Here is a 25,989-nt window from a genome sequence, read left to right on the forward strand (position 1 = left end):
TTAGAAGACTTCATATTAGCTGAGGAACCAATGTCATGAGCGATTTCGAAAAGGAAACCTTCAACCGGCTGGAAGGCCTTGGAAATGCCGGCGCGATCGACAAGGCGCGCGAGGTTCTGGATGCCAGTCCCGGCATTCTTGGCGAAATGGGCCTGACGCCGGATCGTGCCCGTGAACTGATGGGCGCGCAGCTGAACGAGCTAGAGAGCTTTGGCTCCACGCCCTCGCAACTTGAAGCCATCGTGCGCGCCGTGGGACGCCCTCCCCTGATTGTGCGTGGCGGCAAGGTTGAAGGCAAACAATCGCTGTCATCCGACTTTCCGCCGGATATCGACATTCGTATCGGCAAGGCCGAAGACAATATCGCCTCGGTCGGGCGGATCGAGTTTATCAATCATGACTTTAGCTGGGGTGGCACTGGCTGGGTGATCGAAAAGAAGGACGACCATCTGCTGATCATCACCAATCGCCATGTTGCCAAGCTGGTCGCGCGGCGCAGTTTCCTGGGCGATGGTGTCTTCATGTTTGCCCCCGGCAATGCCCGCTATGGCGCCCGGATAGATTTCCTGGAAGAGGTCGGCTCGACACCCGACCCCGACCGGCTTTTCGACATTCGCAAGTTCACCTATATCGCCGAAGATGCGGCCGCAGATATCGCGCTTGGAAAGATCGACCTGCCCGCAGATACGGCCAATTTCACGCCTACGCCGATCCCGCGCGCCGATACGGATGCCCAGCACGGCGAATGCGTCGCGGTGATCGGGTATCCCGCCAAGGATTCCCTGCGCAATGACCCCACGCAGATGTCCAACTATTTCAACGACCTGTATGACGTGAAACGCTTTTCGCCCGGATTTCTCATCGAAGATGGCGGCGTGACGATCCTGCGCCATGACTGCACGACTTTGGGCGGCAACTCGGGCTCGCCTGTGATCTCGTTGGACAGCGGCAAAGCGGTTGGTCTGCATTATGCAGGTACCTTCGGTGTCGGAAACTCGGCGGTCAGGATCAGCACGGTCAACGCATTGTTGGACCGGGCGGTGCCGACCTCGATCCCCGGAACTGAAATCGTCCGGCCAGAACGACCTGACGGAAACCATGACGCAGACCATTTTGAACCGCGCGACGGGTACAACCCGGACTTCCTTCAAGTGGCAGAGGTCCCTCTGCCGATAGTACCGAATGCGTTTGGACTTGCCACTCCGTCGGATGCGACCCCGGAACGCCCCAACGAATTGCGCTATCAGAATTTCGGCATTCTCTATTCTGCGACTTTCAAAACACCGATCATTGCCGCGCTGAATATCGATGGTGCCAAAACCCGACCGCAAAAACGAGGTAGCGACAAGTGGTTCGCTGACCTGCGCATCCCGGCAAATGTCCAACTCGGCAAAGAGGATTATGATCACGCGGATATTGACCGGGGCCACCTGGTTCGCCGTGCGGCGACAAATTGGGGTGTCGATGATGCACAGGCCAAACAGGCCAATGATGACAGCTTTCACTATACCGCTGCTGCCCCACAGCACCGGGCCTTTAACCGGAGCCACGCGCAATGGTTGGGTCTTGAGAACTTTATCATGACAAATGTGCGCACACATGGATTCAAGGCCTGTGTGTTCACCGGACCAATCCTGACCGGTGACGAGCCGATGTTGAAAGATACCGGATCGCCGGTACCCCTGAAGTTCTTCAAGCTTGTGACCATGCTGGCCGAAGAGGATGGCAGCGAAGGCATTCTTCGCCTTCATTCCACCGCCTATGTACTCAGCCAGGTTGAGGTCATCCAACAGATGCTCTCGAACCAGGGGAGCGTGGAATCTGTCGGTGGATTTGAGTTTGGTGCCTATAAGACATTCCAGATCCGCGTCCGGGATCTGGAAAAATTAACCGGGCTGAACTTTGGCCCCCTTAGCGATGCCGACCCATTGGCGCAGCGTCTGACCGATGCAGAAAGCCTGGCGGGACAACCACGTCCGATCGTCACAGTCGAGAGCTTTGCCAACGTCGTAATCTGAGGGCGGCGGATGTATACTCAACTAGGAATTGTGCATTTGGCGAGCCGTGGAGGACTCGAACCCCCGACCTGAGAATTAGAAGTTCCCTGCTCTAATCCAGCTGAGCTAACGGCCCGCTCATATTCTGGCTGTATCAGTCAAATCCCTCGCCTTGTCAACTTGATGGAGAGATGAGGTTTTGGGGCAAAAAACCTCTCTGATTTCAGCATTATCTCTGACCGGAGCAAGCTTATACAGGTACCTTGATTGCTGGGTGAACTGCACCTCGAAGCCATGCCTCAAAAGGCCCTAACCGAGTCGAACTTACCAGACTAATTCAGGCCGCATTTGCAGCCTGTCACGATGACAGAATACATCGGCAAACTGGGATGCCGTCACCTGCATCACTGCAATTTGATATTGCACCGCGCAGTGGCAAACCTGTTTGATCAGATCTTCCGCAGATCCCAGCTGATTGCGGTGGCCGGAATTGTTAATAGCACCGCACACATGCCCAGACCCGTCATGGGGGGGGTACGGTGATCCAGTTCCGTTTCGCTCAGATCCGCCAGCATCACGCGCGCCATTGATGTGACAAGGTACGGAAGGCGCGAACCAACTGGAATGTTCGAAACCAATGGGCTGGGTGACAGAAAATTCCTCGGCGATCTCGGACAATGATTTCAGCCTGACCAGCACCAAGTGCCCCAAGGTTCTTAAGCTCGCGCAGTAATGAGTTCCGTTGGTTCTATTCACCCTTCATCATAGTTTTTGCGCCAACCGACGCATGGTGGAAATATATCCGGCGTCGATGGACTCGTGATCGGGGTGCTGACCATCTTCAATGACCTTTTGACCAGCAACATAGACGGCAATGATTTCTGCCTGCTGACCCGAGAACATGTGGAAATCCAGCACGGCTCCGGGCGACACCGCCGCCATCAGACCATTCCTATCGTAAGACAGTTCTACAAAATCGGCACGGCACCCTTCTGCGATACGGCCGATATTGCGCCCGGCTGCACGCGCTCCACCTTGGGCGGCTGCTTGCCAGAGATAACCGCCGACATTGGGCATGTCCTTGGAGCACATAACATTGCGCTGCCGGTGCAGCAGGCGCTGACTATATTCCAGTGTGCGCAGCTCCTGAACTGCCTGGGTACAGATGTTGCTGTCCGAGCCGATACCAAAATGGCCACTTGCTGCCACGAAATCGACCGCCCGGAAAATCCCGTCTCCAAGATTTGATTCCGTCAGCGGGCACAGACCCACGGTCGCGCCCGAAGCGGCAATGGCCGCAACCTCGGCGTCATCCAGATGGGTGGCATGGATCAGGCACCACGCGGCGTCAATCTGGACCTGGTCCATCAGCGCCGAAACAGAGCGTTTGCCACTATGGGCGATACTGTCTTCCACCTCTTTGGTCTGTTCGGCCACATGGATGTGAACTGGACACCCCGGCAACTGGTCTTGCCGAAGCTCCATAAGCCATGACATTTCATCCTCGGTTACGGCGCGCAGGGAATGCGGCGCGATTCCGAGGTTAAGCTTTTCATGCTGCTGCTTCAGGGTTTCGATCAGCAAAGCGTATTGATCACGTGTGTTGGTGAATCGCCTCTGAGCATCTTGCGGAGACACGCCGCCGAAATTTGCGTGTGCATAAAACACCGGAAGATGCGTCAGGCTGAGGCTCGTTCGATCTGCAGCAGAGACAATTGCAGAAGACAGCTCCTCAGATTGGGCATAGTGCGCTCCATCTTCTTCATTGTGCAGATAATGAAACTCGACAATCTCGGTATAACCGCCTTTGAGCAATTCCATATACAGCTTGGCAGTGATTGCCTGCAGGTCCTCGGGCGATACATTATGAGCGAAATAATACATCATTTCGCGCCAGGACCAGAAGCTGTCGACCGGATTCCGGCGCACTTCTGATAACCCCGCCATCGCGTATTGAAAGGAATGACTGTGAAGGTTGGGCATGCCCGGCACAACCGGGCTTTCAATCACCGGATAGGCGTTGGGATTGTCGTCCGCGACCAGTGCTCCGAACTCACCAGATTCCGTAACGGTTACGGAGATATTGCTAAGCCAGCCCTGGTCCGTCAGTGCCTGTTTGAAATGAAATCCAGTTGTCATCCACTTTCCTTTACTTGGCTGCCGTATCGGCGAGTCTGTTTGGGTCATCCACGGGTGGTGTTAACTTCATCCAACAACGCGGTAACAAGGTTCTTGATCGCGACGCCAAGCACCTCTGCCTTGGGGGGCGCAAGGTCCCAAGGAGCGTGCTCGATCATATAGGTGGACTGTGCAATTTCGAGTTGCAGCGCATGAATGTTCTGGTCGGGTTGGCCATAGTGCCGGGTAATATAGCCTCCCTTAAAGCGGCCGTTTTTGACAAAGCTGTATTGGCCGGACCCCAGCGATTTTTCGGCGCAGGCCTCAAAGCGCGCGGCTGTGCTGGCCCCGCTATTTGTGCCCAGATTCAAATCCGGCAGCACCCCATCAAACAGCCTTGGCACTTCGGAACGGATGGAATGCAGATCCAACAGTATGCAGGTGCCAAACTGCGCCCTGATCCGCAGAATCTCAGCCTTGAGCGCCTGATGATACGGTGCCCAATAGGATTGGATGCGCGCCTGTGTCTCCTGCCCATCTGGCTCTTGCCCTTCCAGATAAAGCGGCTGACCGTCAAAATCGATTTGCGATATCAGGCCGGTTGTCGGACCGGAATAAAGCGGCGCGTCATCAGCTGAACGGTTCAGGTCCACCACATAGCGCGAATACTGCGCCGCCATGACACCCACACCCAATTCGGCACAAGGCAGCGCCAGCTTGTCCATGTGCCAATCCGTATCCTTCAGCTCCTGCGCGGCGGGTCGCAAACGGCGTTCAACCTCCGGAGGCAGCAAGGCTCCGGCATGTGGGACATTCAGCAAAATCGGCGTTGAACCCGCCTTAAACGTCATCAGATTCTGAACAGCCATCGCGTTCCCTTTGTTTGATGTTCTGTCAGCCCATAGTTCGGCGGGCCGACGAAGAGCGACATTTTTTACCGCCCCAAAAGCTTGACTCCGGTCAGATCAGAGATGCGTCGTCATCCGGTATCCCGGTGCAAAGTAAAGCTTGGCATATGTCACCGGCGCGCGACGCAGCCAGGTAATGCGTTCGGCGGTAAAGATCGGGTCGCCAGGTGGCGTGTCCAGGAATTTGGAAATTTCACCATCAGCCTTGGTCGCCATGAAACTAAGCTCCAGATTGCTGAATGGCACCTTGTTAACCAACCAGTCATTCGGCCCCGATTGTTCGAAACTTTCCTCCAACACTTCAGGTACAACGTCGGCAACTATCCATCGCACCTCAAGCTGAAACGCTACGTTGTCGGCATAATGCATACATCGCAGGTGCAAGACGTCCTGCTCTTTTTTCAGGTCGAGGCGTGATGCCAGCCAGGACGGTGCGGGTTGCACCTCTCGGTCCACCAAAGAGTACCGATAGGCCGCACCGGTGGCCGTTATCTCGTCACGCACCAAAGGGATCGCAAATTGCGCCTTTCTGATGGGAGAATTCAGAACCCGCGTGCCGGCCTTGCGTTTTCGTTCCAGATATCCTTCTTCGGCAAGCTCTCTCAACGCCCGGTTGACCGTTGTTCGTGTACTTGAGAATTCAGCGGCCAAATCCATCTCGCTTGGCAAAATGGAATCCGGGCTCCAGATACCGGTTTGGATTCGATCCAAAACCACCTGCTTGATGTCCCGAAAGCTCATGTTCCCCTGAGGTCTTGCCATAAAACTCCCCAACTCAAAAGCCGGCCTTATTTGGCTTATACATACACATAAGACATCTGCAATGAAGCATGCAACTCTGCCCCGCACCTAAGACCTCCACCTAATTTGACTCCAAGAAGGCGGCTTCGGCGCGATGTCTTTCATTATTTTGTGTACACATTATGCAGTAATCAGTATACCTATTTCAGAAGCATTGCAACTTGGGATCAGATTCTCATGACTGGTAAAACAACCCTTCGTGGCGCAAAAATTGCAACACAAGCCAGCCAGCAGGGCCCTTATGGGCTAATCGAGGATGGCATCATCGTAATATCAGGTGAGTTTATCGAATGGGTCGGACCCAGCGGCGATTTACCCGATGAATATACCGAACTTGAGGCCGAGGATCTGAACGGACGCCTTGTGACGCCCGGTTTGATCGACTGCCACACCCATGTTGTATTTGGCGGCGACCGCGCCCAAGAGTTTGAAATGCGCCTGAATGGTGCAAGCTATGAACAGGTTGCGCGCGCCGGAGGCGGTATTAACGCAACCGTTCAAGCGACACGGGCCGCCAGCCTGGAAGAGCTGATAGAAAGTGCATTGCCCCGCGTCGACGCGATGATCCAAGAGGGCATGACCACTATCGAAATCAAGTCCGGCTATGGGCTAGAACAACAGACAGAGCTGAACATGCTGCGCGCCGCGCGCGAAATTGGAAAACGTCGCCCGGTTTCTGTTCAAACCACATATCTGGGCGCCCACGCGACTCCGCCAGAGTACAAGGGGCGCGATGACGCCTATATCGACGAGGTCGTCATTCCGACCTTGCGGGCCGCCCATATAGAAGGGCTGGTCGATGCGGTTGACGGATTCTGCGAAGGGATCGCCTTTCAGCCCAAACAGATCGCCCGTGTCTTTGACGCCGCCGCTGCCCTTGGCCTTCCGGTTAAACTGCATGCCGAGCAGCTTTCTAATCTGGGCGGGGCACAGCTTGCCGCCTCCTATGGCGCATTGTCTGCGGATCATATCGAGTATCTTGACGAAGACGGCGTGATCACCATGGCCCAGGCGGGAACAGCGGGCGTAATCCTGCCCGGTGCGTTCTATACTCTGCGTGAAACGCGTCAGCCTCCGATTGAGCTGCTGCGCAAACACGATGTCCCAATGGCACTGGCAACCGATTGCAATCCGGGATCATCCCCCCTGACATCTCTTCTTCTGACCATGAATATGGGCTGCACCCTGTTCCGCATGACGCCAGAGGAAACACTTGCGGGCGTAACCTGTAACGCAGCGCGTGCCCTTGGTTTGAGTGATCGCGGTATGATCGCCGCGGGTCAGCGGGCCGACCTGGCGGTCTGGAATGTGGGCCGTCCGGCCGAGCTTTCTTATCGTATCGGGTTCAACCCGCTTCACAAACGCATCTTTGGAGGTCAAGCGTGACAACTCTCACTCTGGCGCCCGGGCAGGCTACTCTGCCTCAGCTTGAAACCATCTATTGGGATGAAGCCTCGGTCATACTTGATCCGATGTGTCGTCCTGCGGTCGAGGCGGCCGCGAAACGGATCGCTATCGCCGCTGCGGGTGATGTACCGGTTTATGGCGTCAACACGGGTTTTGGCAAATTGGCCAGCCTCAAGATCAAATCTGAAGACACCGCCACTTTGCAGCGAAACCTGATCCTCAGCCATTGCTGCGGCGTAGGAAACGCGATGCCCCGCCGGATGGTTCGGCTTATGATGTCTCTTAAGCTATTGAGTTTTGGCCGTGGCGCATCTGGCGTCCGCTGGCAACTGGTCGAACTTATGCAAGGCATGCTGGAAAAAGGCGTCACCCCTGTTGTTCCAAATCAAGGATCGGTTGGCGCGTCAGGCGATCTGGCACCTCTTTCACATATGACCGCAGTAGTGATCGGTGAGGGAGAGGCGGAATATAAAGGCGAAATTCTTCCGGGTGCCGAGGCGCTTGCAAAGGCTGGCCTGTCCCCGATCGAGCTAGGCCCCAAGGAAGGTTTGGCCTTTATCAATGGCACACAGTTTTCAACGGCCTATGCGCTTGCCGGTCTGTTCGAAGTCTGGCGTGCTGTGCGCAATGCGCTGGTCATCTCGGCCATGTCCACCGATGCCATCATGGGATCTACCGCTCCGCTGCAGCCCGAAATCCATGCGCTACGAGGACATCGTGGCCAGATCGAAGCGGCAGGTTCGATGCGTGAGATACTGGCGCAATCCGAAATTCGAGAAAGCCACCGGGATGATGATACACGTGTTCAGGATCCCTATTGCATCCGCTGTCAGCCGCAGGTGACTGGTGCGGCGATGGATGTCCTGCGACAGGCCGCACAGACCCTTTTGATCGAAGCGAATGCTGCAACAGACAACCCGCTTGTGCTGACCGAGGCGGATATGATCGTGTCCGGTGGTAATTTTCACGCGGAACCCGTAGGGTTCGCTGCTGACATGATTGCGCTGGCATTGTCCGAGATTGGCGCGATCAGTCAACGGCGTATCGCTCTGATGGTCGATCCAACGCTCAGCTTCGATCTTCCGCCCTTCCTGACACCTGAACCCGGATTGAATTCCGGCCTGATGATCGCCGAGGTGACGACAGCCGCTTTGATGAGCGAGAACAAGCATCTGGCCAACCCTTGTGTCACCGATTCAACACCCACCTCCGCCAATCAGGAAGATCACGTCTCGATGGCAGCGCATGGTGCGCGGCGGCTGGCCCGGATGGTCGAAAACCTCAACCACATCCTTGGGGTCGAGCTGCTCTGCGCCGCGCGTGGCATCGAATTCCGCGCCCCCCTCCAGACGAGCCCGTTGCTGCAACAGGCCATCGCACGGCTGCGCGAGGATGTTTCGAGCCTGCAAGAGGATCGCTATATGGCGCCCGATCTGAAAGCGGCAAAGGAATTGGTCGCGTCGGGTGCGTTGCTGAACGCGCTGAACGCCTCTTTGCCGGGCCTTACCTGATGGCGGCCTTTGCCATGATGGCGCGCGACCGCAGCCGAGACACATGATTGAAAACTTCAATGCCCTTGCCCTGTCGGGCTCTATCCAATCTGAAGGGAATGACCGATGAGCGATCCTCGTAAGAACAGCCGGGACATCTATCCGCCAACCGGGACCGAACTGAATGCCAAAAGCTGGCTGACCGAAGCACCACTGCGGATGCTGATGAACAACCTGCATCCTGACGTGGCAGAAAACCCGCACGAGCTGGTAGTATATGGCGGCATTGGCCGGGCCGCGCGAACCTGGAAGGATTTCGACCTGATCGTCGACAGCCTGAAAGACCTGGAAGCGGACGAAACCCTGGTCGTGCAGTCGGGAAAGCCCGTCGCCATCGTCAAAACCCACAAGGACGCACCGCGCGTGCTGATTGCCAACTCGAACCTGGTGCCGCATTGGGCGAATTGGGATCACTTCAACGAGTTGGATAAGAAAGGTCTGGCGATGTATGGCCAGATGACTGCGGGTTCCTGGATTTACATCGGGTCGCAGGGCATCGTCCAAGGCACCTATGAGACCTTCATGGAAGCAGGACGTCAGCACTATGGTGGCAGTCTGAAAGGCCGTTGGATCCTGACCGGGGGTCTGGGTGGTATGGGCGGTGCTCAGCCACTGGCTGCTGTGATGGCGGGTGCCTGCTGTCTGGCCGTGGAGTGCGACGAGAAATCCGCCGATTTCCGGCTGCGCACGCGCTATGTCGACGAAAAAACCCACAGTCTGGACGAGGCGCTGGACATGATCGACCGCTGGACCAAGGCGGGCGAAGCCAAATCCGTGGCGCTGATCGGAAACGCCGCCGATATCTTCCCCGAAATACACAAGCGCGGCGTCAAGCCCGACATCGTCACCGATCAGACTAGCGCGCATGACCCGATCAACGGATACCTGCCGCAGGGCTGGACCGTGGCCGAGTGGCGCGCCAAGGCTGAAACCGCTCCGAAGGAAGTGGAAAAGGCAGCCCGCGCCTCGATGAAGGTGCAGGTCGCGGCGATGGTCGCCTTTCACAATGACGGTGTTCCAACCGTTGACTATGGCAACAACATCCGGCAAATGGCGCTTGAGGAAGGTCTGGAAGACGCCTTTGCCTTCCCCGGCTTTGTGCCTGCCTATATCCGCCCGCTGTTTTGCCGTGGCATCGGCCCGTTCCGCTGGGCGGCCCTGTCGGGCGACCCCGAGGACATCTATAAGACCGATCAAAAGGTCAAGGAACTGCTGCCCGACAACACACATCTGCACAACTGGCTGGATATGGCGCGCGAACGGATCGCATTCCAAGGCCTTCCTGCGCGTATCTGTTGGGTTGGTCTGGGTGACCGACATCGCCTGGGTCTGGCGTTTAACGAGATGGTTAGAACGGGCGAGCTAAGCGCGCCGGTGGTCATTGGTCGTGACCATCTGGATTCCGGTTCAGTCGCCTCGCCCAACCGCGAGACCGAAGCGATGAAGGACGGGTCTGACGCGGTCTCGGACTGGCCTCTGCTAAATGCACTGGTCAACACCGCCTCGGGCGCGACTTGGGTATCTCTGCACCATGGCGGCGGCGTTGGCATGGGCTTTTCCCAGCATGCGGGTGTGGTGATCTGCGCCGACGGCACCGATGATGCTGCCAAACGCCTGGAGCGCGTTTTGTGGAACGACCCTGCCTCGGGCGTGTGGCGTCACGCCGATGCTGGTTATGACCTAGCCAAGGATTGCGCTCGTGAACACGGGCTGCGCCTGCCTGGAATTCTGGGAAACTAAGCCCGGATCAACCGGAACAGATCCCGGCCATTCATTTGTGAAGGCCGGGTTTGAACGATCACAAAACACCGTGCGCGCCGGTTGCTTTCAGAAACGGTGATCTAATGGACAAAGCAGAGCGTGTTGAACGCGCGTCTCCAGGCTGAAACCTCGGAGGCAATCGGCGCGCCTTGCAGACCTTGTTTGATCAAGCCCGCCAGACGACCCGCATCGCCTGCGGTCATCCCCCAACGGATAAGCTCGGGCGTGCCAATCCGCAAACCGTTCATATCACCCTCAACCGCCGCCACGGGCAGACCGATGCCGCAGGCAAGGAACCCAGCTTGGCGTAAGGTTTTTGAGGCCGCCTGCCCGCCCCCGAATGGCTCGGCCAGCACAGCGAACTGGTGAGAGTTGGTAAAGCCCTCGGCCCCAGCGAACACAGGCACATTTTGTGCATCCAAAGCCGCAGCCAATGCCTGCGCCATAGCGATCATCTCTTTCGCATAGGCCGCGCCAAAGTCTTTCCAGTCCAGCATCGTGACCGCAAGCGCGGCAGTTTTCGCCGCATCAAAATTGGCCGTCATGCCGGGAAAGGCGATAGCGTCCAGCGTTTTGGCGATTTCTGCATCATTCGAAACGATCAGCCCACCTGCAGGGCCACCAAGGCTTTTATAGGTGCTCATCGTCATGAAATGCGCGCCCTCGGCCAGCGGGTTGGACCAGGCGCGCCCGGCAATAATGCCGCATTGATGGGCCGCATCGAACATGACCTTGGCCCCGACCTCATCGGCGATGGACCGCACTTCGGACACGGGATGCTCGAACAGGTTCAGGCTGCCACCAATCGTAATCAACTTGGGCCGCTCGGCCCGTGCCAGCGCCCGCAGTTGGTCCAGATCAACGGTATAGCCATCGGCATTCACCGGGGCCTCTATGGTGCGCAAGCCGTATAAGCCGGCGCAGCCATCGACATGATGAGTCACATGCCCGCCAATGGATGCGGGCGGCGCAATGATTGTGTCGCCCGGTTTGCATGTGGCCATAAAGCCATAGAGGTTGGCAATCGCACCAGAAGGCACACGAACCTCGGCGAATTTGGCATCGAACACATCCGCGCAAAGCTGGGCCGCGATCACTTCGATTTCCTCGATCGCTTCCAGTCCCATTTCGTATTTGTCGCCGGGATACCCCAAAGAGGGGCGCGACCCGATGCCAGAGGATAATAGCGCTTCGGCTTTCGGGTTCATCACATTGGTCGCAGGGTTGAGGTTAAAGCACTCTTCCTCATGGATCACTCGGTTCTGCTCGGCCAGCTGCTCGATACGGGCCAGCAGATCGGCAGACGTTGCGGACGCCGTCGTGGCCGCTATGTCCTGAATCAGGGTTTCACTGGTGCTCGGCACCCAATCTCGTTGTGCAAGCGTCATTGGACGTCCTCCGTTTTGCAGCATGGTGGCAGCCATTCCGTGACAGCGCAAAGCAGATTTGCTATTTCTTGGCGTAGAAAAACTAAGGCTTGAAATGAGTGTCATGCCCAAACGCCCGAAAGGGCCCCCGCTGAATGCAATGCGCGCCTTTGAAGCTGCCGCACGTCATGTCAGCTTTGTCGCCGCCGCTGAGGAATTGAGCGTCACGCCCGGAGCGATATCGCAGCACATCAAGACATTGGAGGGCTGGGCAGGTACCGCGTTGTTTCGGCGCAACGCGCAGGGGGTGGAACTGACCAAGGCCGGGGCTTCGCTGGTGGCTGAATTCTCTGCGGCCTTCGACGGGTTGGCCGAGGCGACGCGTGCCCTCCGCAACCTTAAACCCAACGCCGATTTTCATATCGCCGCCTTGCCATCTGTTGCGCAGCTTTGGCTACCGAAACGGCTAAGCCGGGTCAGGGCGCAGTTTCCGCATATCAATTTTTCGGTGACCGCGATGGAAAACCCACCCAGTCTTGATCGGGAATTGTTCGATCTGGCCATATTCATTGGCGAACCCGATGCTGAGCCCGAGCAGATTTGCATTTGCCCCGATCTCATCTCTCCGGTCGGCGCGCCTAGCCTGATTGAACATATGAACCACTTTGGCGACGCCGTCCTTCTGCATGACCAGACCTGGAACGACGATTGGACAATCTGGTCACAGAACACGGGAATTGAACTGCAGGATGCGCAGACCGGGCCGCAGTTCTCTCTGTACAGCCTGGCCGTGGAAGAAGCGAAGGCAGGTGCGGGTATCCTGATGGGGCATCTATGTTTGCTTGAGGATGCCCTGGCAAGCGGCGCTCTTAAGTCTGCAAGCGAATACACCTGCCCAACGGGCCGCTTTCTGTTCGTCCAGATACCTGGCGCAACGCGGCAAAGGCTCGAATCGCAACAGGTCGTGGCATTGCTGAACGAAGGTAGTGCCTAACAACCGGCCTATTCTGCGGGCTTTAGATCCAATCGCATGAAGGCGCTGTTGGGGTCGGCCTCATAGCCGTAGATCGGGCCGCAATAGGAATAGCCCAGCGCTTCATACAGCCTGCGCGCGGCGTCGTAGTAGGACAGATGATCGGCGCCCGTCTCAAGAACCAGCGCCGAGGTCCCTTCGACCCGTGCGTGATCAGCAAGATGGGTCATCATCACTCGCGCCAGACCGCGGCCACGTGCGGTGGCAAGGATATGCACGGATTTGACTTCGGCGGTCCCATCCGGCAGCGCCTTGAGCGCGCCGCAGCCCAGCACCTTGTTACCCTCATACAAAGCCCAGAACCGCATTCCGGGCCCGGCCAAGGCACTGGCATCCATCGTGTGATTGCTCTCGGCTGGCCCGGCGGTTTCGCTATGGGCAAAATGCGCCTCGACCACCGGGCGCAATGCGTCGGAGGTTGGGTCAGCCTCGCGAATGTCGATCATTTAATGCGTCCAGGGTGCGCGCCGATCGGTGGCAAAATTCTCGCCATAACCGCGCGCGCGCAGGTTCAGCTTGCGTTTATGCGGTTCACTGACCTGTGCGTCGATACCGTTGTCCTTGGCGTAATCCAGCGCCTCTTCCTTGGTGTCGAAATTCAGACGCACCTGGGTCTGGGTGTCACTGGAAGACGTCCAGCCCATCAACGGATCAACCTCGCGCGTGGATGCTGGGGCATATTCCAACACCCAATGCCGGGTCTTGGCCGTACCCGATGTCATCGCATTCCGCGAAGGCTGGTAGATCCGTGCGCGCATGTCGCCTCTCCGTACTCACTTGGCTGAAGTTGTTTATGCGTCAGAGCGAGGCCTGGGACAAGGTGGCAAATGTCGCGGAGGACAAGGATGTTCTGATGACGAAAACTGTCATTAGGGAAATGGTATAATCATTCAAACGCCACAACAAGGACAGCAAGATGATCCACCACGAACGCAGCCTCGACATTGATACCCGACCCGAAGATATCTGGGCCATTTTGAGCCGGTTCATGCATATCGACGATTTCGCCCCGCAGGTGACATCAGTAGATGCGCTAACACAAGGTGCGGATGGGGTGGGATCGAAACGACGATGCCATTTTGAAAATGGGACGTCTCTGGTCGAAGAAGTCACGGATTGGCAAATCAACCGGGGCTACCGTGTCCGCTTGTCTGAGATGTCTGCAATGCCTCTGACCCAAGCACATGCAGCAATCGCCGTTGAACCCCTTGCCAACAACCAATCCAGAGTAGTCTGGAGCATAGATTATCAAATGAAGTTTGGCCCATTGGGATGGCTGATAGGGCAGACTGTGCTGAAAGCGATGATGGGGCGTGTCCTGGGTGACAACCTGAAAGCGCTTGAAGAAAAGGTGCGTTCGGATCAAATTCCGGATCATCGGTTTGCGTATTACTGAAACTGCCGTTTCTAGATCGGATCAGGTCTTGCAGTTGGACAAAATAAGAACAAATGTAGGGGCCTGACCCGGAGCCTGCCCATGCCTTACGCCCATTCCGACAAGACTCAGCTGACTGCTGATGACGTCCGCGCCCGCCTGAAACTGGAAGGCGGTAAAGAATTCGTCATGCATACCGAGTTCTCACCGGCAGGCGACCAGCCCACCGCGATCAAAGAGCTGACCAACGGTATCTTCGACGGCGAAAGAGAACAGGTCCTGCTGGGCGCGACCGGGACGGGCAAGACCTTCACAATGGCCAAAGTGATCGAGGAAACCCAGCGACCCGCCATCATCCTTGCGCCCAACAAGACACTGGCGGCGCAGCTCTATGGTGAGTTCAAAGGTTTCTTCCCGGAAAACTCGGTCGAGTATTTCGTGTCTTACTACGACTACTACCAACCCGAGGCCTATGTCGCGCGCAGCGACACCTATATCGAGAAAGAATCCCAGATCAACGAACAGATCGACCGGATGCGCCACTCGGCCACGCGCGCGCTGTTGGAACGCGATGACGTAATCATCGTCGCCTCAGTGTCGTGCATCTACGGTATCGGCTCGGTCGAAACCTATGGGGCGATGACGCAGGACCTGAAGGTCGGCGGTGAATACAACCAGCGCCAGATCATGGCCGATCTGGTCGCCCAGCAATACCGCCGAAATGATCAGGCCTTCCAGCGGGGCTCGTTCCGGGTGCGGGGTGACAGCCTGGAAATCTGGCCCGCCCACCTTGAAGATCGCGCTTGGAAATTCTCGTTCTTCGGTGAGGAATTGGAAACCATCACCGAGTTCGACCCGCTGACCGGTGAACGCGCCGCGAATATGGAACAGGTGCGGGTTTACGCCAACTCGCACTACGTGACCCCGAAGCCAACGATGAACCAGGCGATCATCGGCATCAAGAAGGAACTCCGCATCCGACTGGATCAACTGGTCGGAGAGGGCAAACTGCTGGAAGCGCAACGTCTGGAACAACGCACGAATTTCGATCTGGAGATGTTGGAGGCCACCGGCGTCTGTAACGGAATCGAAAACTACTCGCGCTATCTGACCGGTCGCGCGCCGGGCGAGCCGCCCCCGACCCTGTTCGAATTCATCCCCGACAACGCCATCGTCTTTGCCGACGAATCCCACGTCAGCGTGCCGCAGATCGGCGGCATGTACCGGGGCGACTATCGGCGCAAATTCACCCTGGCCGAACACGGGTTCCGCCTACCATCCTGCATGGACAACCGACCCCTCAAGTTCGAGGAATGGGACGCCATGCGCCCGCAATCCGTGTTCGTCTCGGCCACGCCTGCCAAGTGGGAGATCGAACAGACCGGCGGCGTCTTCACCGAACAGGTGATCCGCCCCACAGGCCTGCTGGACCCCGAAGTCGAAATCCGCCCGGTCGGCATGCAGGTCGACGATCTGCTGGACGAGGTGCGCAAGGTCGCCGCCGACGGTTATCGCACGCTGGTCACAACGTTGACCAAACGCATGGCCGAGGACCTGACCGAATACATGCACGAACAGGGCATCAGGGTCCGTTACATGCACTCGGATATCGACACGCTGGAACGCATCGAGATTCTGCGCGACCTGCGTCTGGGCGCGTTCGACGTGCTGATCGGCATCAACCTGCTGCGCGAGGGGCTCGACATCCCCGAATGCGGGTTGGTCGCCATTCTGGACGCCGACAAAGAAGGCTTCCTGCGCTCGGAAACGTCACTGGTTCAGACCATTGGCCGCGCCGCGCGCAACGCCGACGGGCGGGTGATCATGTATGCCGACAAGATCACCGGTTCCATGGAGCGCGCGCTGAACGAAACCGATCGCCGCCGCGCCAAGCAGATCGCCTATAACGAGGAACACGGCATCACCCCAGCAACGGTGAAGAAAAACGTCGAGGATGTTCTGGCCGGTCTCTACAAGGGCGACGTCGACATGAACCGCGTCACCGCCACCATCGACAAACCGATGCACGGCGCGAACCTCGAGGCCCATCTGGACGGGCTGCGCGACAAGATGCGCAAAGCCGCCGAAAATCTGGAATTCGAAGAGGCCGCCAATATCAGGGATGAGATCAAACGCCTGGAAGCGGTCGATCTGGCCATCGCCGACGACCCCATGGCGCGCCAATGGGCGGTCGAGAAAGCCTCGGAAGACGCGGTGAAATCGAAGGGCCGGTCAACGGCTGGGAGACCAGGGCAGCGGGGCGGGAATGTGAAGCGGCGGAAGAGGTAGGCTGAGAAGATATCTATTTGCGAACCTTCCATATCGCGCCCGCGTACCTATTCACTCTCATTGCTTCAGTCTCGCAAAAGTTAACTTTTCTGAAACTACCGACGCACGTTCCCTTCGCGCACGACCAAGTTACTTGGTTCTTGCACCAATTTATGCAGGTTGGCGCTTGTGCTTGATAAATTCCCAAATCATGAAAATTACCATCAACGGCATTAGAATCAAAATGCTAAAGTCGGCATATCCTGACCACCCAGACGAATAATAGATTTCAGGGTACACAAATTTCCAAACGACACCTGGGCTCAAGCAAACCAGCACTTTTAGAGCGCCAGAGTTAAAGACACAGAATTCTTTAATCAGGGTTATCAGCCCAATCATCAGATGCTTCCTTTGAAGTTCCACGTATACTGATTCCAAGCTGCGCGTATGAACTATGCGGATACTACTTTACCTGTGCAAGCGATCTGTAGATATCAATCTATTGGAGTCTTACGCACCCGCTCTCTAGTCTATCAGTCGAGCACTGCGAATTTCGTCTATTGCTCGCTCCCATTTTTTCGGATTGCCAACCAAATATGGGTGAAAGCACTACCCAACACGTTCGCAATTCAAGGTACCCGCACTTCAAACTTACAGCCTTGCGCCCTCTCCTCCACGTTTGAAATCACGAATTGTGATCCCAACCTGTTGCCATGACAACCTCCCACACCCTGCCCAGTACCCATGAGTACCAAAGCGCCATTCACCGGGTGCGCGGCACCCGTGTGGTGCTGGCCGAGGATCTGGCACAGGTTCTTTTGCAAAAAAGGGCGGGAATATCCCGCCCGATACCTTACCCCTTATCCCAATGGGCAATCACATCATACCCAACCGGCGTTGGCGGGCTTTCCATGAACTCGGCGAAATGGCCCCATAGCTCGGCCACTTTGGGTGCGTTTGCGTTCGAGGTCGCCTCGCTTTCAACGACCGAGATCACATAGCCCGACCCGTCCTCGTTCATCACATTGGTAAAGCTGTGCATGCCGGGCATGCCCATGATTTCTGATTTCAATGCGTTCATTTTCGCCGTCGCCGCCTCGCGCGTGCCGGGCTTCATCTTGAATTGAGTAATACGTGCAAACATGATCTTCCTCCCTCGTCCGGCGATATCGCCATGTGGCGCGGTCGGAACGACCCCGCCGCACGCAACCTAGCACGGCAGCCCGAAATCTCACATTGATACGCGTGATTTGTGGCCATTTTCAACCATACGCCTCACTGTATTTGGGCCACTGACACGCCAGAGTTGCTGCCCAGCGCGGAAGGCTCGACATCTGAATTCACATATTGTGATTCCACAGCTGCAGCCAGATCGAACCCGAACTACCAAAGCGCCGTTCACCGTGTTTGCGGCCTGCGCTAATTGCCGGCCTGTGACAAGCCGGCTTTCAGCTTCTCCAGCGTATTCAAAAGGCGGTCTAGGTCAGGTTCGTCCAGCCCGGTATCGGCGATCATGCAGGCGGTGATCTCATGCGCCACAGACCGCAAGGCCGATCCCGCCCCGGTCAGAGAAACAACAACCTGGCGTTCGTCCTCTTTGCTACGGGTGCGGTCGACAAGCCCGTCGGCCTCAAGGCGTTTCAGCAGCGGGGTCAGCGTGCTGGTTTCCATCGACAACGCGTTGGCCAACTCACTGACATTTCGCCGGTCTCTCTGCCACAGCAGGGTCAGGGTGATGTATTGCGGATAGGTCAGCCCTAGCGGGCCGAGGTGTCTCTTATAAGCGCGGTTGATCACATGCCATGACGTATAGACCGCATGGCAAAACATCTCGTCGGTCTTCGGTTGGGTCGGAGAATCTGTCACGGCAGCACCTTCGCTCACTTATATCGTGCACGATATAATTCATTGACCCACGCCCACAAGGCAGTTTATATCGTGCTCGATATTATTGCGCACGATATAGGAGGCAACACATGTCCTGGCTACCAACGCTCATCACCGAGACACCCGAGGAGGGATTTGACCTGGCAATCAAACTATCACGGATGGCGGTTAAGAAGACGCAGCCCAATGACGAGATTCGTCAGCGCCTGAGGCCGATCTACGAAAACGATGCGGACAGCCTGACTATGGTGTCGCATGTCGTGGCGACAAATTACCAGACTGTGGCGGCAGCGAACAACTATTGGCGCAAGTGAGTAAAGGTGAAATGGGCTGGGTGGCGGAAGGAATGACCCATTCCTATACGCCCAGTTCCGCCCGCATCTTCTTGGTCAGCTTGGCCACGACCAGATCATAGGACGTCACGATATGCTCGCGCAGCGACGTGTCGCTCATCCCGCGGTCCTCATAGACCTGCAGCCATTTCATCCCGCGCGAGGCCAGATATGGCGCAGGGCGAATTCCGGGTTCGTCGCTCAGCACCTCAAAGGCCAGTTCAGTGGCTTTGAAGGTGAAGGCGTCCTGACCGTCGTTCCAGCCGCAGATCGCAAATACCTTGCCCCCCACTTTCCACACGTCTGCGTTGCCCCATTGAACCACATGAGAGCTGGCCTTCAGGCCCGCGCAGAAACTGTTGAACTCTGCTCGCGTCATCGGCTCAGCCTCTTTGTTCCGAAGTCCTTACCCACCTGTCAGGGCCTCACGAATTTGGCATTGCCAACGCGTTTTTGAGGGGCAGCGCTTTGTTCTACATTCGGGGCAATCACCCCACAGGCCACACCATCCTGATCGGGATCGTTTTGCAGGTGATAGCCCGGCTCGCCCTCCAGAAACGGACCAGGAAGAACCGAGAGCGCAGCACCACATCCGGCAAGGGCAACAAGATGTAAAACCGCCTCATCACGCTCGAATTCTGAAGTGCGCAACCAGACGCTCAGGGCAATGATGCCTGTCGTCAGCGGCAACATGAGGACCATCAGCAGAATCCGCACCGGTGACAATGCGCGCCGGCGCAGAGCTTCGGCGCGTTGAACACGTTTGGCCGATTTCGGATCCGTGAACAGCGCCTTGGGAGTGGTCTTTTCTGGCTGCATTCCCGATCAATACACCAGTATCCGTGGGATGCCGATACCTAAGGGACAAACATATCTGTGAAACTCTGTCACGATGCAGGACGCTCTACGAACCTGGGCCAAGCAAACAAGACAGACCGGCCAATTTCTTGGCTGCTCGCTTGTGATCTGGCAGAGACCTAACGCACCACGTGCACTGAGCATGCAGCGTGGCGGACAACATGGGTAGCGGTGGAGCCCAAAAGCAAATCCTGCATACCTGGTCGATGAGACGCGATGATGATCAGATCCGGCTTATTCACGTCGGCCCAGTCAAGGATCGTCCGACCGGAATGCCCCTCGACAACGACTCCGCGGGCGCCCGAAATATTTTCCGCCAGCGCATCCAACTCGGCCTGAACGGCCTTGCGCGCCTCGTCCAGGTACCCGACCGGCATATAAGCGCTGGCATAGGCCGGTATATGTTCGACCACGTGCAGCAGCGTGACCTGTGACTCGGGAGCTGCCAACAGTTGCGCCAGTTTCAATGCGGACGGCATATCACGCGCGTCGTCGAATGATATTGGTACAAGAATATTGTGATACATGGCACGCGCCTCCTTGGTTGCTCAAGTATACTGTTCGATTACCAGACGCGTGACCTTGATCCAGGTCAGGATCAGTTGAAGGTTTCCGCAACATCGTACATGACGGGCTCAAAACTCTTGCACAACTCGTTGATTTTACGGTTTCTATCACGCATTTCTGACGTACGCAGCATGGCCAGAAAATCCTCGCGACGCTCCCATTGCGAATAATTGGCAATCCGGGTCTGGGCGTCGTTCACGTGCAATCCCGCTGCAACAAATCCAGGTTGCTTTGAGATGAAGCTGGCATAGGCATCCGTCAACGCCTCAAGCAGATCCTGGCAGGTGCCAGGCGTCATTTCAAATGTTGTGATTACGGTCTGCACAGTAGCGTTTTTGGAAATCTTTGGCATCTTGAAACTCCCTTGTCTGTCTCAAACCTAACACAGGATTCTGAAAGGTCTTGTGTTTCCTTTTGGCCTAGGCGCGCTCTTTTCAATTCGAAAAATAAACAAAACACTAACACTCCGTTAACCATGCTGACGGAAGCTGCAAGCATGTATCGCATTGCCCTGATATTGCACCTGTTGCTGATGGCCTCTCCTGCCTGGTCAGGTGCATGGCTGCGAGAAAAGGATGCAGCATTCACAGCCGCCTCACTGACAGCTTTTCGGCTCCCTGAGGATGGGTACGACTATAAAACTTCTCTCTATGCGGAATGGGGATACAGCCAGAACCTGACGGTCGGCTTTGATTTCGAGCAAAACCAAGACCTCTATGGCCATGCACTCATCTTTGCCCGTGTCCCAGTAGCGGATTTGGGCCAATGGGGTCGGTTCGCTGCTGAATTTGGTGCCGGTGCATATCACAAACATGAACGGGCCTGGGCACAGTACAAAGTGACGCTGTCTTACGGCAAAGGATTCCAGAGCGCCTTGGGAAGCGGTTGGATCGCGATTGATGCCGCCATCGAAAACCGAACACATGATGACATCTATCGAAAGCTCGACCTGACAACAGGGCTTTCATCGGACAGGTTGATCAATCCCCTAATCCAAATCGAAACGGCCTACAGGTCTGGGCACTCGATATATTGGAAGGCACGCCCCTCGGTCATGATCCGAACCAAAGACAGTTCTACTACCTGGGTTCTGGGGGTGGAAAGAAATGATGCCCGCAAAAACACGGGCATCAAACTGGCTTTGTGGAACGAATTCTAAGTCCAATCCGTTCCTACATTAATTCCGGCAGACGCCCGCACCGTCAGCGCTCCATCCTCAGGATTGCTGAAACCTCGCCCTTCAGACCCTCAGGCCAGCGTAACTGGATATCAGATCCATCCACCCCGTGCTCCAGCAGGACATAGGGGTGCGAATATTTGGTTGACCCAAGCGCTGTCTTCAAAGGTCCCAGAACGGTAACCGAGTCACAACTGCGCGCCTTGCCACCAAAGGGCAACCGGTCCTCAGAAGACACCGTCCACGCCGTTGCAGCTGTGTTCTGTGCGTGCCGTACCCTCAGTGGATTTGCGGTTTTAGCAGTGACACCATGGAACGTATTGTTTTCAAACGTCACGTTCAAATGGGCTGTGTTGTTCAGATCAGCGAATGTCGTGTCCACGCGTTCGGCCCGGTCGATCCCTCCGTTGATGGACCGGAATTTGTTTCCCGTCACGACGACGCCGTTCAGGAAATGCCCGGCGCCATAGGGACGAATGACAATGCTGCTGAACCAGGGCGCGACCTCGTTCGAGTAGAAGATATTGTCGGTAATGCTCATGGCGCTGAATGAGAAGCCAGCGGTGTAAACAGGGTCTGAATCCCGCTCATTTGTCCATTCGACAAAACAGTTATCGACATAGTTCTCGGCGATGGTCGAGCTGTTGTAAGTTCCGATCATGACCAAACCGGCCGAGCGCACCCCCTGAGTGATGCTGTCTCCCTGGAAAAAATGGTTGCCTAGGACCATGTTGTTGGTCCCTGCCAGCACCGCAAAATGCAGGAAACGAACCGCGCGATTGTGGCGCAACTTGATGTCATTGGCCATTGAGTTCAACGCAATCGACTTGCGATCCGAGACGTCAAAGGACTCTTCAGAAGACAGGAACTGACAATTATCGACCAACATGCCCTGACACCCTGTACCGATCGAGGTGATACCGCGATCCAAAGGTCGGCTGATAAAACAGTTCGTTATGGCAAATGTGCTGCCTGACGGCGCAAGGCGGATTGCGCTACAGCGGCCATTGCATTGAAACTCGATCTCTTCCATTCCGAACTTGCGCAACGTGCTGAAACCGCTGAAATCAAGCAAATATTTGAAAGACAAAAAGGTAAATGTCTGCGTCCCGGATGCGTTATGGATCGGCGCGTTCAAAGTGATCTCTCCCGCCCCCTCATCCTTGGACCGGACATAGATCTCGCGGCCAACGCCGCTGCCCTGCACCAGCGCGCCGACAGGAATGTTGGCAACATTCGCAACATTGGTCAAACGCGTTGGGTCCGACGGGCTGTAGGTTGCCAGAGATGTGAATGTCTCGGTGCCCCAGGCCGAACTGCTTTGAACATCGAACTGGCCATTGCGGATGATCCGGCGTGTCGAAAACCCTGTTTGTTTGTTCGGAACCGCCGCTGCCATGTCAATCGGCTCACTCACCGAAATCTTGCGCCCGCCCAGATCCAGCGATTCATGATCCGAGTTGTTCAGCAAAGCCTGAAAGGCCTTTTTGAATGCCAGGTCCTCGGCGCCGAAGGCCGTGATATAGGCCGGCAGGTTAAAGTTCTTCGTCAGCAAGAGCATCTTGTCATCGGGCATTGTGACCATGCCCTCAAATTCAATCTCAGACGAGATCGTCGTGTTTTCCGTCAACAGGTAGGTGCCCTCCGAGACAAAGACACGCCGTCCATTCGCCGCCTGATCAGCGGCGACAAACGCTGCTGTGTCATCCGCTACACCATCACCGACCGCCCCGAAATCACGGATATCGACCAGAGAGATCATGTCGCGCAGGAACACATTGGTGACATCCGTAATCTCGATATCGTCGATCCGGACCACAGCGCCGTTAGTGCCTTCAATATCCAGCCCGAAATGCCCGTACAGGGCGGAAACCCCCCAAGGCATATCCACGCCCGTCCGTTGCCCCGCGCCCACAATGGCTGTGATTTCGTGCACTGTGCCATAGCCAGACAGCTGTGTTGCCGGGCCCTGTTCGACCACGCCCGGCACCTGAACATCACCTGCCCCGCCCGCCCAGGCGGCGATACGAACTTCGGGCAAGGGGCCGCTAATCGCTTTTATTCGGGCTTTGATCTGTAAGTAGCACCCGGGCAGCAGCGGTGTCTGACCCATATAGCGCAGCTGTTGTGTTGCGTTCACCTTCAGAATTTCCAGACATCCGCCAAAATCCGCGTCCGCCGGAACAAATACACCATTCCCCGATCCATGATAGGTTGGCGAACCCGGTGTTCCGTCACCACTTGACCATACGTTCAGACCGTTTGCGAATGCAGGCGGCATGAACACGATGCCGTCGGTGATTGCCTTGTTCATAGAAATCCCTTTCCCATTCGCGCAGCGGCCAATCACCACGCGCATAAACCCAGTGTTCGGGGTCGGCCCCGAACGCAAAAGCCTGAGTATCGAAAAGGAATTAACCGCCGCTCATATCACCGTGACGGTGGTGTTGCGCTAGGCCGCCGGATCCGAATTTCCCAAAAGCTGCACGCCGTTGATTTTCCAGCCCCGTCCCTGAGGGATCATCTCGTAGTCCAGAATGTGAACCTGCCCGTCGCCATCCGTGATCATCACCTTCTGCCACAACGCCCCTGAAATTTCGCGAAGTTCCAGAAACCGCACGTCCGCAGGCCGCCAGACCATCGGATAGCCACGCCGGACCATCACCCCGAAATTCTCAGGCGTTCCGAAAAGGCGCTGGATAGTGGGGCTGGCAAATATAAAGGCGGTTGCGAAATCATCCGCCTTGAACGCCTGTATCTGCCCCGCGATATTCGCCTCGATCTCGGCGTTTTGGGCAATGGCTCCGGATGCCAGTCCGGCACTCAAAGATACAGCAAGCAATAAACGACGCATGGGGCCACCTCCTGATCGAAGGATAGCCCCACACGCGATCAGGTCAAATCAGACCAGCTCTCCGGCCAGCGCCTTGTCGATCAGCGCAATGGTTTCCGGCACGCCGTAAAGCGCGATAAACCCGCCAAATCGCGGCCCCTGGGATGCGCCCAACAACACCTCGTAGAGCGCGGTGAACCAGCCCCGCATAGGGTCAAACCGCTCGCGCCCGACAGAGTAGACCACCGATTGCAGCGCCTCATCCTCGATCGGTCCGTCATATGCCGCCAGCTCTGCTTTCAACGCCTCCAGCGCTTCGCGCTCTTGATCCGTCGGCGCCCGGTGCTGGCGGGTGGGCTTGACGAAATCGTTAAAGTAGCGGACCGCAAAGCCCGCCGCCTGATCGAGATCAGGATGCGTCTCAGCCGTGGCCTCAGGCGCATAGCGGCGGATGAACCCCCACAGCGCCTCTTTGTCTTCAGCCCCGGAAACCGAAGCAAGATTCAGCAACATCGCAAAGGGCACCATCAGCGTCGATTCAGGAACCTCCCCACCGTGGATATGCCACACCGGATTGTTCAACTGCGCCTTCAGCTCCTGCCCCGGATAGGCCCGCAGTTGCTGATGATATTCATCATAGGCCTTGGGGATCACATCAAAATGCATCCGCTTGGCGGTCTTGGGCTTTTGATACATAAAATACGCAAGACTCTCAGTCGGTGCATAGGTCAGCCATTCGTCGATCGAGACGCCATTGCCCGAAGATTTCGAAATCTTCTGACCGTTCTCATCCAAAAACAGCTCATAACTGAAATGCTCTGGCACACGGCCACCCAACGCCCGGCAGATCGCGTCATAGATCTTTTCGTTGGTGGCATGTTCCTTGCCATACATTTCAAAATCAACGCCCAGCGCGGCCCAGCGCGCACCGAAATCCGGCTTCCATTGCAGCTTTACGTTGCCCCCCGTGACCGGCAGCGTCCATTCCTTGCCGTCGTCGTCATCAAAGGTGACGGTATAGGTCTCGGCGCAGACCTTTTTCATCGGCACGTACAGAACCCGACCCGTTTCGGGGTGGATCGGCAGGAAGATCGAATAGGTCTGCTGCCGCTCTTCTCGCAGGCTTTTCAACATGATGGCCATTACGGCATCATAGTTGTCGACCGCCCGCTTCAGAATCTCGTCAAACTGACCCGAGCGATAAAAGTCGCGCGCCGAATAGAAATCATACTCGAACCCAAAAGTGTCGAGGAACCGGCGTAACATTGCGTTGTTGTATTCGCCAAAGCTTGGGTATTCGCCGAACGGATCAGGGACCGAAGTCAGAGGACGCTGCAAATGCTCTTCAAGCGCTTCGGGATTCGGCACGTTGCCGGGAACTTTGCGCATACCGTCCAGATCGTCCGAGAAACAGATCAGCTTGGTCGGAATATCCGACAGCGCTTCAAACGCACGCTTGACCATGGTGGTCCGCGCCACCTCGCCAAATGTCCCGATATGCGGCAAGCCGGACGGGCCATAGCCCGTCTCGAACAACACATACCCCTTGTCCGGAGCCCCTTTCTGATAGCGTTTGAGCAACCGGCGCGCCTCTTCAAAAGGCCAAGCCTTGGACGACATCGCGGTTTCACGCAGTTCAGACATTTTCTTTAAGCTCCATCGGGAAAACAGCGTCGGCTTTCGTTTGCCGCCGACCGACCCCTCCTATTGTGCCGGTGCAGCATGAGTCAATAAAGCAAGCTGTTTTTCC

General features: G+C 56.5%; 25 protein-coding genes and 1 tRNA gene. 9 read left to right on the plus strand and 17 right to left on the minus strand.

From position 1 onward, the window contains the following. The first annotated feature begins 35 nt into the window (after nucleotides 1–35). Nucleotides 36–2,018 carry a DNA/RNA non-specific endonuclease gene (locus tag AC2FH8_RS06305; RefSeq protein ID WP_496688871.1) on the plus strand — a complete coding sequence of 661 codons (1,983 nt, stop codon included), beginning with the start codon at nucleotides 36–38 and terminating at the stop codon, nucleotides 2,016–2,018. A gap of 37 nt (nucleotides 2,019–2,055) precedes the next feature. Here the strand turns inward: AC2FH8_RS06305 and AC2FH8_RS06310 are convergent. From AC2FH8_RS06310 to hutC, 5 genes are all read right to left on the minus strand, one after another. Then, nucleotides 2,056–2,133 (minus strand) — tRNA-Arg (locus AC2FH8_RS06310). 313 nt (nucleotides 2,134–2,446) lie between these two features. Beyond that, complete coding sequence (locus tag AC2FH8_RS06315) at nucleotides 2,447–2,584, minus strand: hypothetical protein (RefSeq protein WP_496688873.1); 138 nt, start codon at nucleotides 2,582–2,584, stop codon at nucleotides 2,447–2,449. Nucleotides 2,585–2,759: 175 nt separating this feature from the next. Then, nucleotides 2,760–4,136 (minus strand): formimidoylglutamate deiminase, encoded by a 1,377-nt coding sequence (locus AC2FH8_RS06320; RefSeq protein ID WP_496688875.1) that lies wholly within the window; start codon nucleotides 4,134–4,136, stop codon nucleotides 2,760–2,762. A gap of 44 nt (nucleotides 4,137–4,180) precedes the next feature. After that, nucleotides 4,181–4,984, minus strand: coding sequence for an N-formylglutamate deformylase (hutG, locus tag AC2FH8_RS06325; RefSeq protein ID WP_496688877.1), 804 nt, complete (start codon nucleotides 4,982–4,984; stop codon nucleotides 4,181–4,183). Between the two features lie 96 nt (nucleotides 4,985–5,080). Next, nucleotides 5,081–5,785, minus strand: a complete 705-nt coding sequence (hutC, locus tag AC2FH8_RS06330; protein ID WP_496688879.1) for a histidine utilization transcriptional repressor HutC — start codon at nucleotides 5,783–5,785, stop codon at nucleotides 5,081–5,083. 216 nt (nucleotides 5,786–6,001) lie between these two features. Here hutC and hutI point away from each other — a divergent pair, with 216 nt between their 5' ends. The 3 genes from hutI (at nucleotide 6,002) to hutU (ending at nucleotide 10,521) form a co-directional block, all read left to right on the plus strand. Continuing rightward, a complete protein-coding gene (gene hutI, locus AC2FH8_RS06335; protein WP_496688881.1) occupies nucleotides 6,002–7,210 on the plus strand; it encodes an imidazolonepropionase in 1,209 nt (402 codons plus the stop codon). Continuing rightward, entirely contained in the window at nucleotides 7,207–8,742 is a 1,536-nt protein-coding gene (hutH, locus tag AC2FH8_RS06340; protein WP_142635679.1) for a histidine ammonia-lyase, read from the plus strand. Before hutI ends, hutH begins: the two co-directional genes overlap by 4 nt. 105 nt (nucleotides 8,743–8,847) lie before the next feature. Next, nucleotides 8,848–10,521 carry a urocanate hydratase gene (hutU, locus tag AC2FH8_RS06345; protein ID WP_496688883.1) on the plus strand — a complete coding sequence of 558 codons (1,674 nt, stop codon included), beginning with the start codon at nucleotides 8,848–8,850 and terminating at the stop codon, nucleotides 10,519–10,521. 101 nt (nucleotides 10,522–10,622) lie between these two features. Here hutU and glyA read toward each other — a convergent pair whose 3' ends face one another. Further along, nucleotides 10,623–11,930: a serine hydroxymethyltransferase gene (glyA, locus tag AC2FH8_RS06350; RefSeq protein WP_142635675.1), complete on the minus strand. Its 1,308-nt coding sequence runs from the start codon at nucleotides 11,928–11,930 to the stop codon at nucleotides 10,623–10,625. A gap of 103 nt (nucleotides 11,931–12,033) precedes the next feature. Between glyA and AC2FH8_RS06355 the strand changes: the two genes are divergently transcribed. Beyond that, nucleotides 12,034–12,903: a LysR family transcriptional regulator gene (locus tag AC2FH8_RS06355; RefSeq protein ID WP_496688886.1), complete on the plus strand. Its 870-nt coding sequence runs from the start codon at nucleotides 12,034–12,036 to the stop codon at nucleotides 12,901–12,903. Between the two features lie 8 nt (nucleotides 12,904–12,911). Here AC2FH8_RS06355 and AC2FH8_RS06360 read toward each other — a convergent pair whose 3' ends face one another. Both AC2FH8_RS06360 and AC2FH8_RS06365 read right to left on the minus strand, forming a co-directional pair. Further along, complete coding sequence (locus AC2FH8_RS06360; RefSeq protein WP_142635670.1) at nucleotides 12,912–13,388, minus strand: GNAT family N-acetyltransferase; 477 nt, start codon at nucleotides 13,386–13,388, stop codon at nucleotides 12,912–12,914. Further along, complete coding sequence (locus tag AC2FH8_RS06365; RefSeq protein ID WP_496688888.1) at nucleotides 13,389–13,700, minus strand: ETC complex I subunit; 312 nt, start codon at nucleotides 13,698–13,700, stop codon at nucleotides 13,389–13,391. It lies immediately after the preceding gene. Nucleotides 13,701–13,858: 158 nt separating this feature from the next. Between AC2FH8_RS06365 and AC2FH8_RS06370 the strand changes: the two genes are divergently transcribed. Beyond that, nucleotides 13,859–14,338: an SRPBCC family protein gene (locus tag AC2FH8_RS06370; RefSeq protein ID WP_281972492.1), complete on the plus strand. Its 480-nt coding sequence runs from the start codon at nucleotides 13,859–13,861 to the stop codon at nucleotides 14,336–14,338. 81 nt (nucleotides 14,339–14,419) lie between these two features. Continuing rightward, entirely contained in the window at nucleotides 14,420–16,606 is a 2,187-nt protein-coding gene (uvrB, locus tag AC2FH8_RS06375) for an excinuclease ABC subunit UvrB (RefSeq protein ID WP_496676451.1), read from the plus strand. Between the two features lie 832 nt (nucleotides 16,607–17,438). Here the strand turns inward: uvrB and AC2FH8_RS06380 are convergent. Together AC2FH8_RS06380 and AC2FH8_RS06385 are read right to left on the minus strand one after the other, a co-directional pair. Further along, nucleotides 17,439–17,729 (minus strand): antibiotic biosynthesis monooxygenase family protein, encoded by a 291-nt coding sequence (locus AC2FH8_RS06380; RefSeq protein ID WP_142635662.1) that lies wholly within the window; start codon nucleotides 17,727–17,729, stop codon nucleotides 17,439–17,441. Nucleotides 17,730–18,004: 275 nt separating this feature from the next. Next, complete coding sequence (locus AC2FH8_RS06385) at nucleotides 18,005–18,451, minus strand: MarR family winged helix-turn-helix transcriptional regulator (RefSeq protein WP_271948315.1); 447 nt, start codon at nucleotides 18,449–18,451, stop codon at nucleotides 18,005–18,007. A gap of 110 nt (nucleotides 18,452–18,561) precedes the next feature. On the opposite strand from AC2FH8_RS06385, the gene AC2FH8_RS06390 reads away from it, so the two are divergent. Then, nucleotides 18,562–18,786: a hexameric tyrosine-coordinated heme protein gene (locus AC2FH8_RS06390; RefSeq protein ID WP_142635660.1), complete on the plus strand. Its 225-nt coding sequence runs from the start codon at nucleotides 18,562–18,564 to the stop codon at nucleotides 18,784–18,786. Between the two features lie 43 nt (nucleotides 18,787–18,829). Here the strand turns inward: AC2FH8_RS06390 and AC2FH8_RS06395 are convergent, their stop codons facing one another. The 4 genes from AC2FH8_RS06395 to AC2FH8_RS06410 form a co-directional block, all read right to left on the minus strand. Continuing rightward, complete coding sequence (locus AC2FH8_RS06395; RefSeq protein WP_142635658.1) at nucleotides 18,830–19,183, minus strand: MmcQ/YjbR family DNA-binding protein; 354 nt, start codon at nucleotides 19,181–19,183, stop codon at nucleotides 18,830–18,832. Between the two features lie 38 nt (nucleotides 19,184–19,221). Further along, nucleotides 19,222–19,623, minus strand: coding sequence for an excalibur calcium-binding domain-containing protein (locus AC2FH8_RS06400; RefSeq protein WP_496688891.1), 402 nt, complete (start codon nucleotides 19,621–19,623; stop codon nucleotides 19,222–19,224). Nucleotides 19,624–19,781: 158 nt separating this feature from the next. Next, on the minus strand, nucleotides 19,782–20,189 hold the full coding sequence (locus tag AC2FH8_RS06405; protein WP_496688893.1) for a universal stress protein: 408 nt from the start codon (nucleotides 20,187–20,189) through the stop codon (nucleotides 19,782–19,784). 71 nt (nucleotides 20,190–20,260) lie between these two features. After that, nucleotides 20,261–20,581: an antibiotic biosynthesis monooxygenase family protein gene (locus AC2FH8_RS06410; RefSeq protein ID WP_142635654.1), complete on the minus strand. Its 321-nt coding sequence runs from the start codon at nucleotides 20,579–20,581 to the stop codon at nucleotides 20,261–20,263. Between the two features lie 123 nt (nucleotides 20,582–20,704). Here AC2FH8_RS06410 and AC2FH8_RS06415 point away from each other — a divergent pair, with 123 nt between their 5' ends. Continuing rightward, entirely contained in the window at nucleotides 20,705–21,388 is a 684-nt protein-coding gene (locus tag AC2FH8_RS06415; protein ID WP_246097186.1) for a hypothetical protein, read from the plus strand. Nucleotides 21,389–21,431: 43 nt separating this feature from the next. Here the strand turns inward: AC2FH8_RS06415 and AC2FH8_RS06420 are convergent, their stop codons facing one another. From AC2FH8_RS06420 to AC2FH8_RS06430, 3 genes are all read right to left on the minus strand, one after another. After that, complete coding sequence (locus tag AC2FH8_RS06420; protein WP_496688895.1) at nucleotides 21,432–23,720, minus strand: glycosyl hydrolase family 28-related protein; 2,289 nt, start codon at nucleotides 23,718–23,720, stop codon at nucleotides 21,432–21,434. A 138-nt stretch (nucleotides 23,721–23,858) separates the two neighbouring features. Further along, on the minus strand, nucleotides 23,859–24,260 hold the full coding sequence (locus AC2FH8_RS06425; protein WP_496688897.1) for a DUF4864 domain-containing protein: 402 nt from the start codon (nucleotides 24,258–24,260) through the stop codon (nucleotides 23,859–23,861). A 48-nt stretch (nucleotides 24,261–24,308) separates the two neighbouring features. After that, entirely contained in the window at nucleotides 24,309–25,883 is a 1,575-nt protein-coding gene (locus AC2FH8_RS06430) for a lysine--tRNA ligase (RefSeq protein WP_496688899.1), read from the minus strand. Nucleotides 25,884–25,989 lie beyond the last annotated feature (106 nt).

Source organism: Ruegeria sp. CDSC025 (genome assembly GCF_059610805.1).

Excerpts from the sequence above, each read along its gene's own strand:
- AC2FH8_RS06305 (WP_496688871.1), top strand. The coding sequence starts at position 36 with ATGAGCGATTTCGAAAAGGAAACCTTCAACCGGCTGGAAGGCCTTGGA.
- AC2FH8_RS06315 (WP_496688873.1), bottom strand. The coding sequence starts at position 2,584 with ATGGCGCGCGTGATGCTGGCGGATCTGAGCGAAACGGAACTGGATCAC.
- AC2FH8_RS06320 (WP_496688875.1), bottom strand. The coding sequence starts at position 4,136 with ATGACAACTGGATTTCATTTCAAACAGGCACTGACGGACCAGGGCTGG.
- hutG (WP_496688877.1), bottom strand. The coding sequence starts at position 4,984 with ATGGCTGTTCAGAATCTGATGACGTTTAAGGCGGGTTCAACGCCGATT.
- hutC (WP_496688879.1), bottom strand. The coding sequence starts at position 5,785 with ATGGCAAGACCTCAGGGGAACATGAGCTTTCGGGACATCAAGCAGGTG.
- hutI (WP_496688881.1), top strand. The coding sequence starts at position 6,002 with ATGACTGGTAAAACAACCCTTCGTGGCGCAAAAATTGCAACACAAGCC.
- hutU (WP_496688883.1), top strand. The coding sequence starts at position 8,848 with ATGAGCGATCCTCGTAAGAACAGCCGGGACATCTATCCGCCAACCGGG.
- glyA (WP_142635675.1), bottom strand. The coding sequence starts at position 11,930 with ATGACGCTTGCACAACGAGATTGGGTGCCGAGCACCAGTGAAACCCTG.
- AC2FH8_RS06355 (WP_496688886.1), top strand. The coding sequence starts at position 12,034 with ATGCCCAAACGCCCGAAAGGGCCCCCGCTGAATGCAATGCGCGCCTTT.
- AC2FH8_RS06360 (WP_142635670.1), bottom strand. The coding sequence starts at position 13,388 with ATGATCGACATTCGCGAGGCTGACCCAACCTCCGACGCATTGCGCCCG.
- AC2FH8_RS06365 (WP_496688888.1), bottom strand. The coding sequence starts at position 13,700 with ATGCGCGCACGGATCTACCAGCCTTCGCGGAATGCGATGACATCGGGT.
- AC2FH8_RS06370 (WP_281972492.1), top strand. The coding sequence starts at position 13,859 with ATGATCCACCACGAACGCAGCCTCGACATTGATACCCGACCCGAAGAT.
- uvrB (WP_496676451.1), top strand. The coding sequence starts at position 14,420 with ATGCCTTACGCCCATTCCGACAAGACTCAGCTGACTGCTGATGACGTC.
- AC2FH8_RS06380 (WP_142635662.1), bottom strand. The coding sequence starts at position 17,729 with ATGTTTGCACGTATTACTCAATTCAAGATGAAGCCCGGCACGCGCGAG.
- AC2FH8_RS06390 (WP_142635660.1), top strand. The coding sequence starts at position 18,562 with ATGTCCTGGCTACCAACGCTCATCACCGAGACACCCGAGGAGGGATTT.
- AC2FH8_RS06395 (WP_142635658.1), bottom strand. The coding sequence starts at position 19,183 with ATGACGCGAGCAGAGTTCAACAGTTTCTGCGCGGGCCTGAAGGCCAGC.
- AC2FH8_RS06400 (WP_496688891.1), bottom strand. The coding sequence starts at position 19,623 with ATGCAGCCAGAAAAGACCACTCCCAAGGCGCTGTTCACGGATCCGAAA.
- AC2FH8_RS06405 (WP_496688893.1), bottom strand. The coding sequence starts at position 20,189 with ATGTATCACAATATTCTTGTACCAATATCATTCGACGACGCGCGTGAT.
- AC2FH8_RS06410 (WP_142635654.1), bottom strand. The coding sequence starts at position 20,581 with ATGCCAAAGATTTCCAAAAACGCTACTGTGCAGACCGTAATCACAACA.
- AC2FH8_RS06415 (WP_246097186.1), top strand. The coding sequence starts at position 20,705 with ATGCTGACGGAAGCTGCAAGCATGTATCGCATTGCCCTGATATTGCAC.
- AC2FH8_RS06420 (WP_496688895.1), bottom strand. The coding sequence starts at position 23,720 with ATGAACAAGGCAATCACCGACGGCATCGTGTTCATGCCGCCTGCATTC.
- AC2FH8_RS06425 (WP_496688897.1), bottom strand. The coding sequence starts at position 24,260 with ATGCGTCGTTTATTGCTTGCTGTATCTTTGAGTGCCGGACTGGCATCC.
- AC2FH8_RS06430 (WP_496688899.1), bottom strand. The coding sequence starts at position 25,883 with ATGTCTGAACTGCGTGAAACCGCGATGTCGTCCAAGGCTTGGCCTTTT.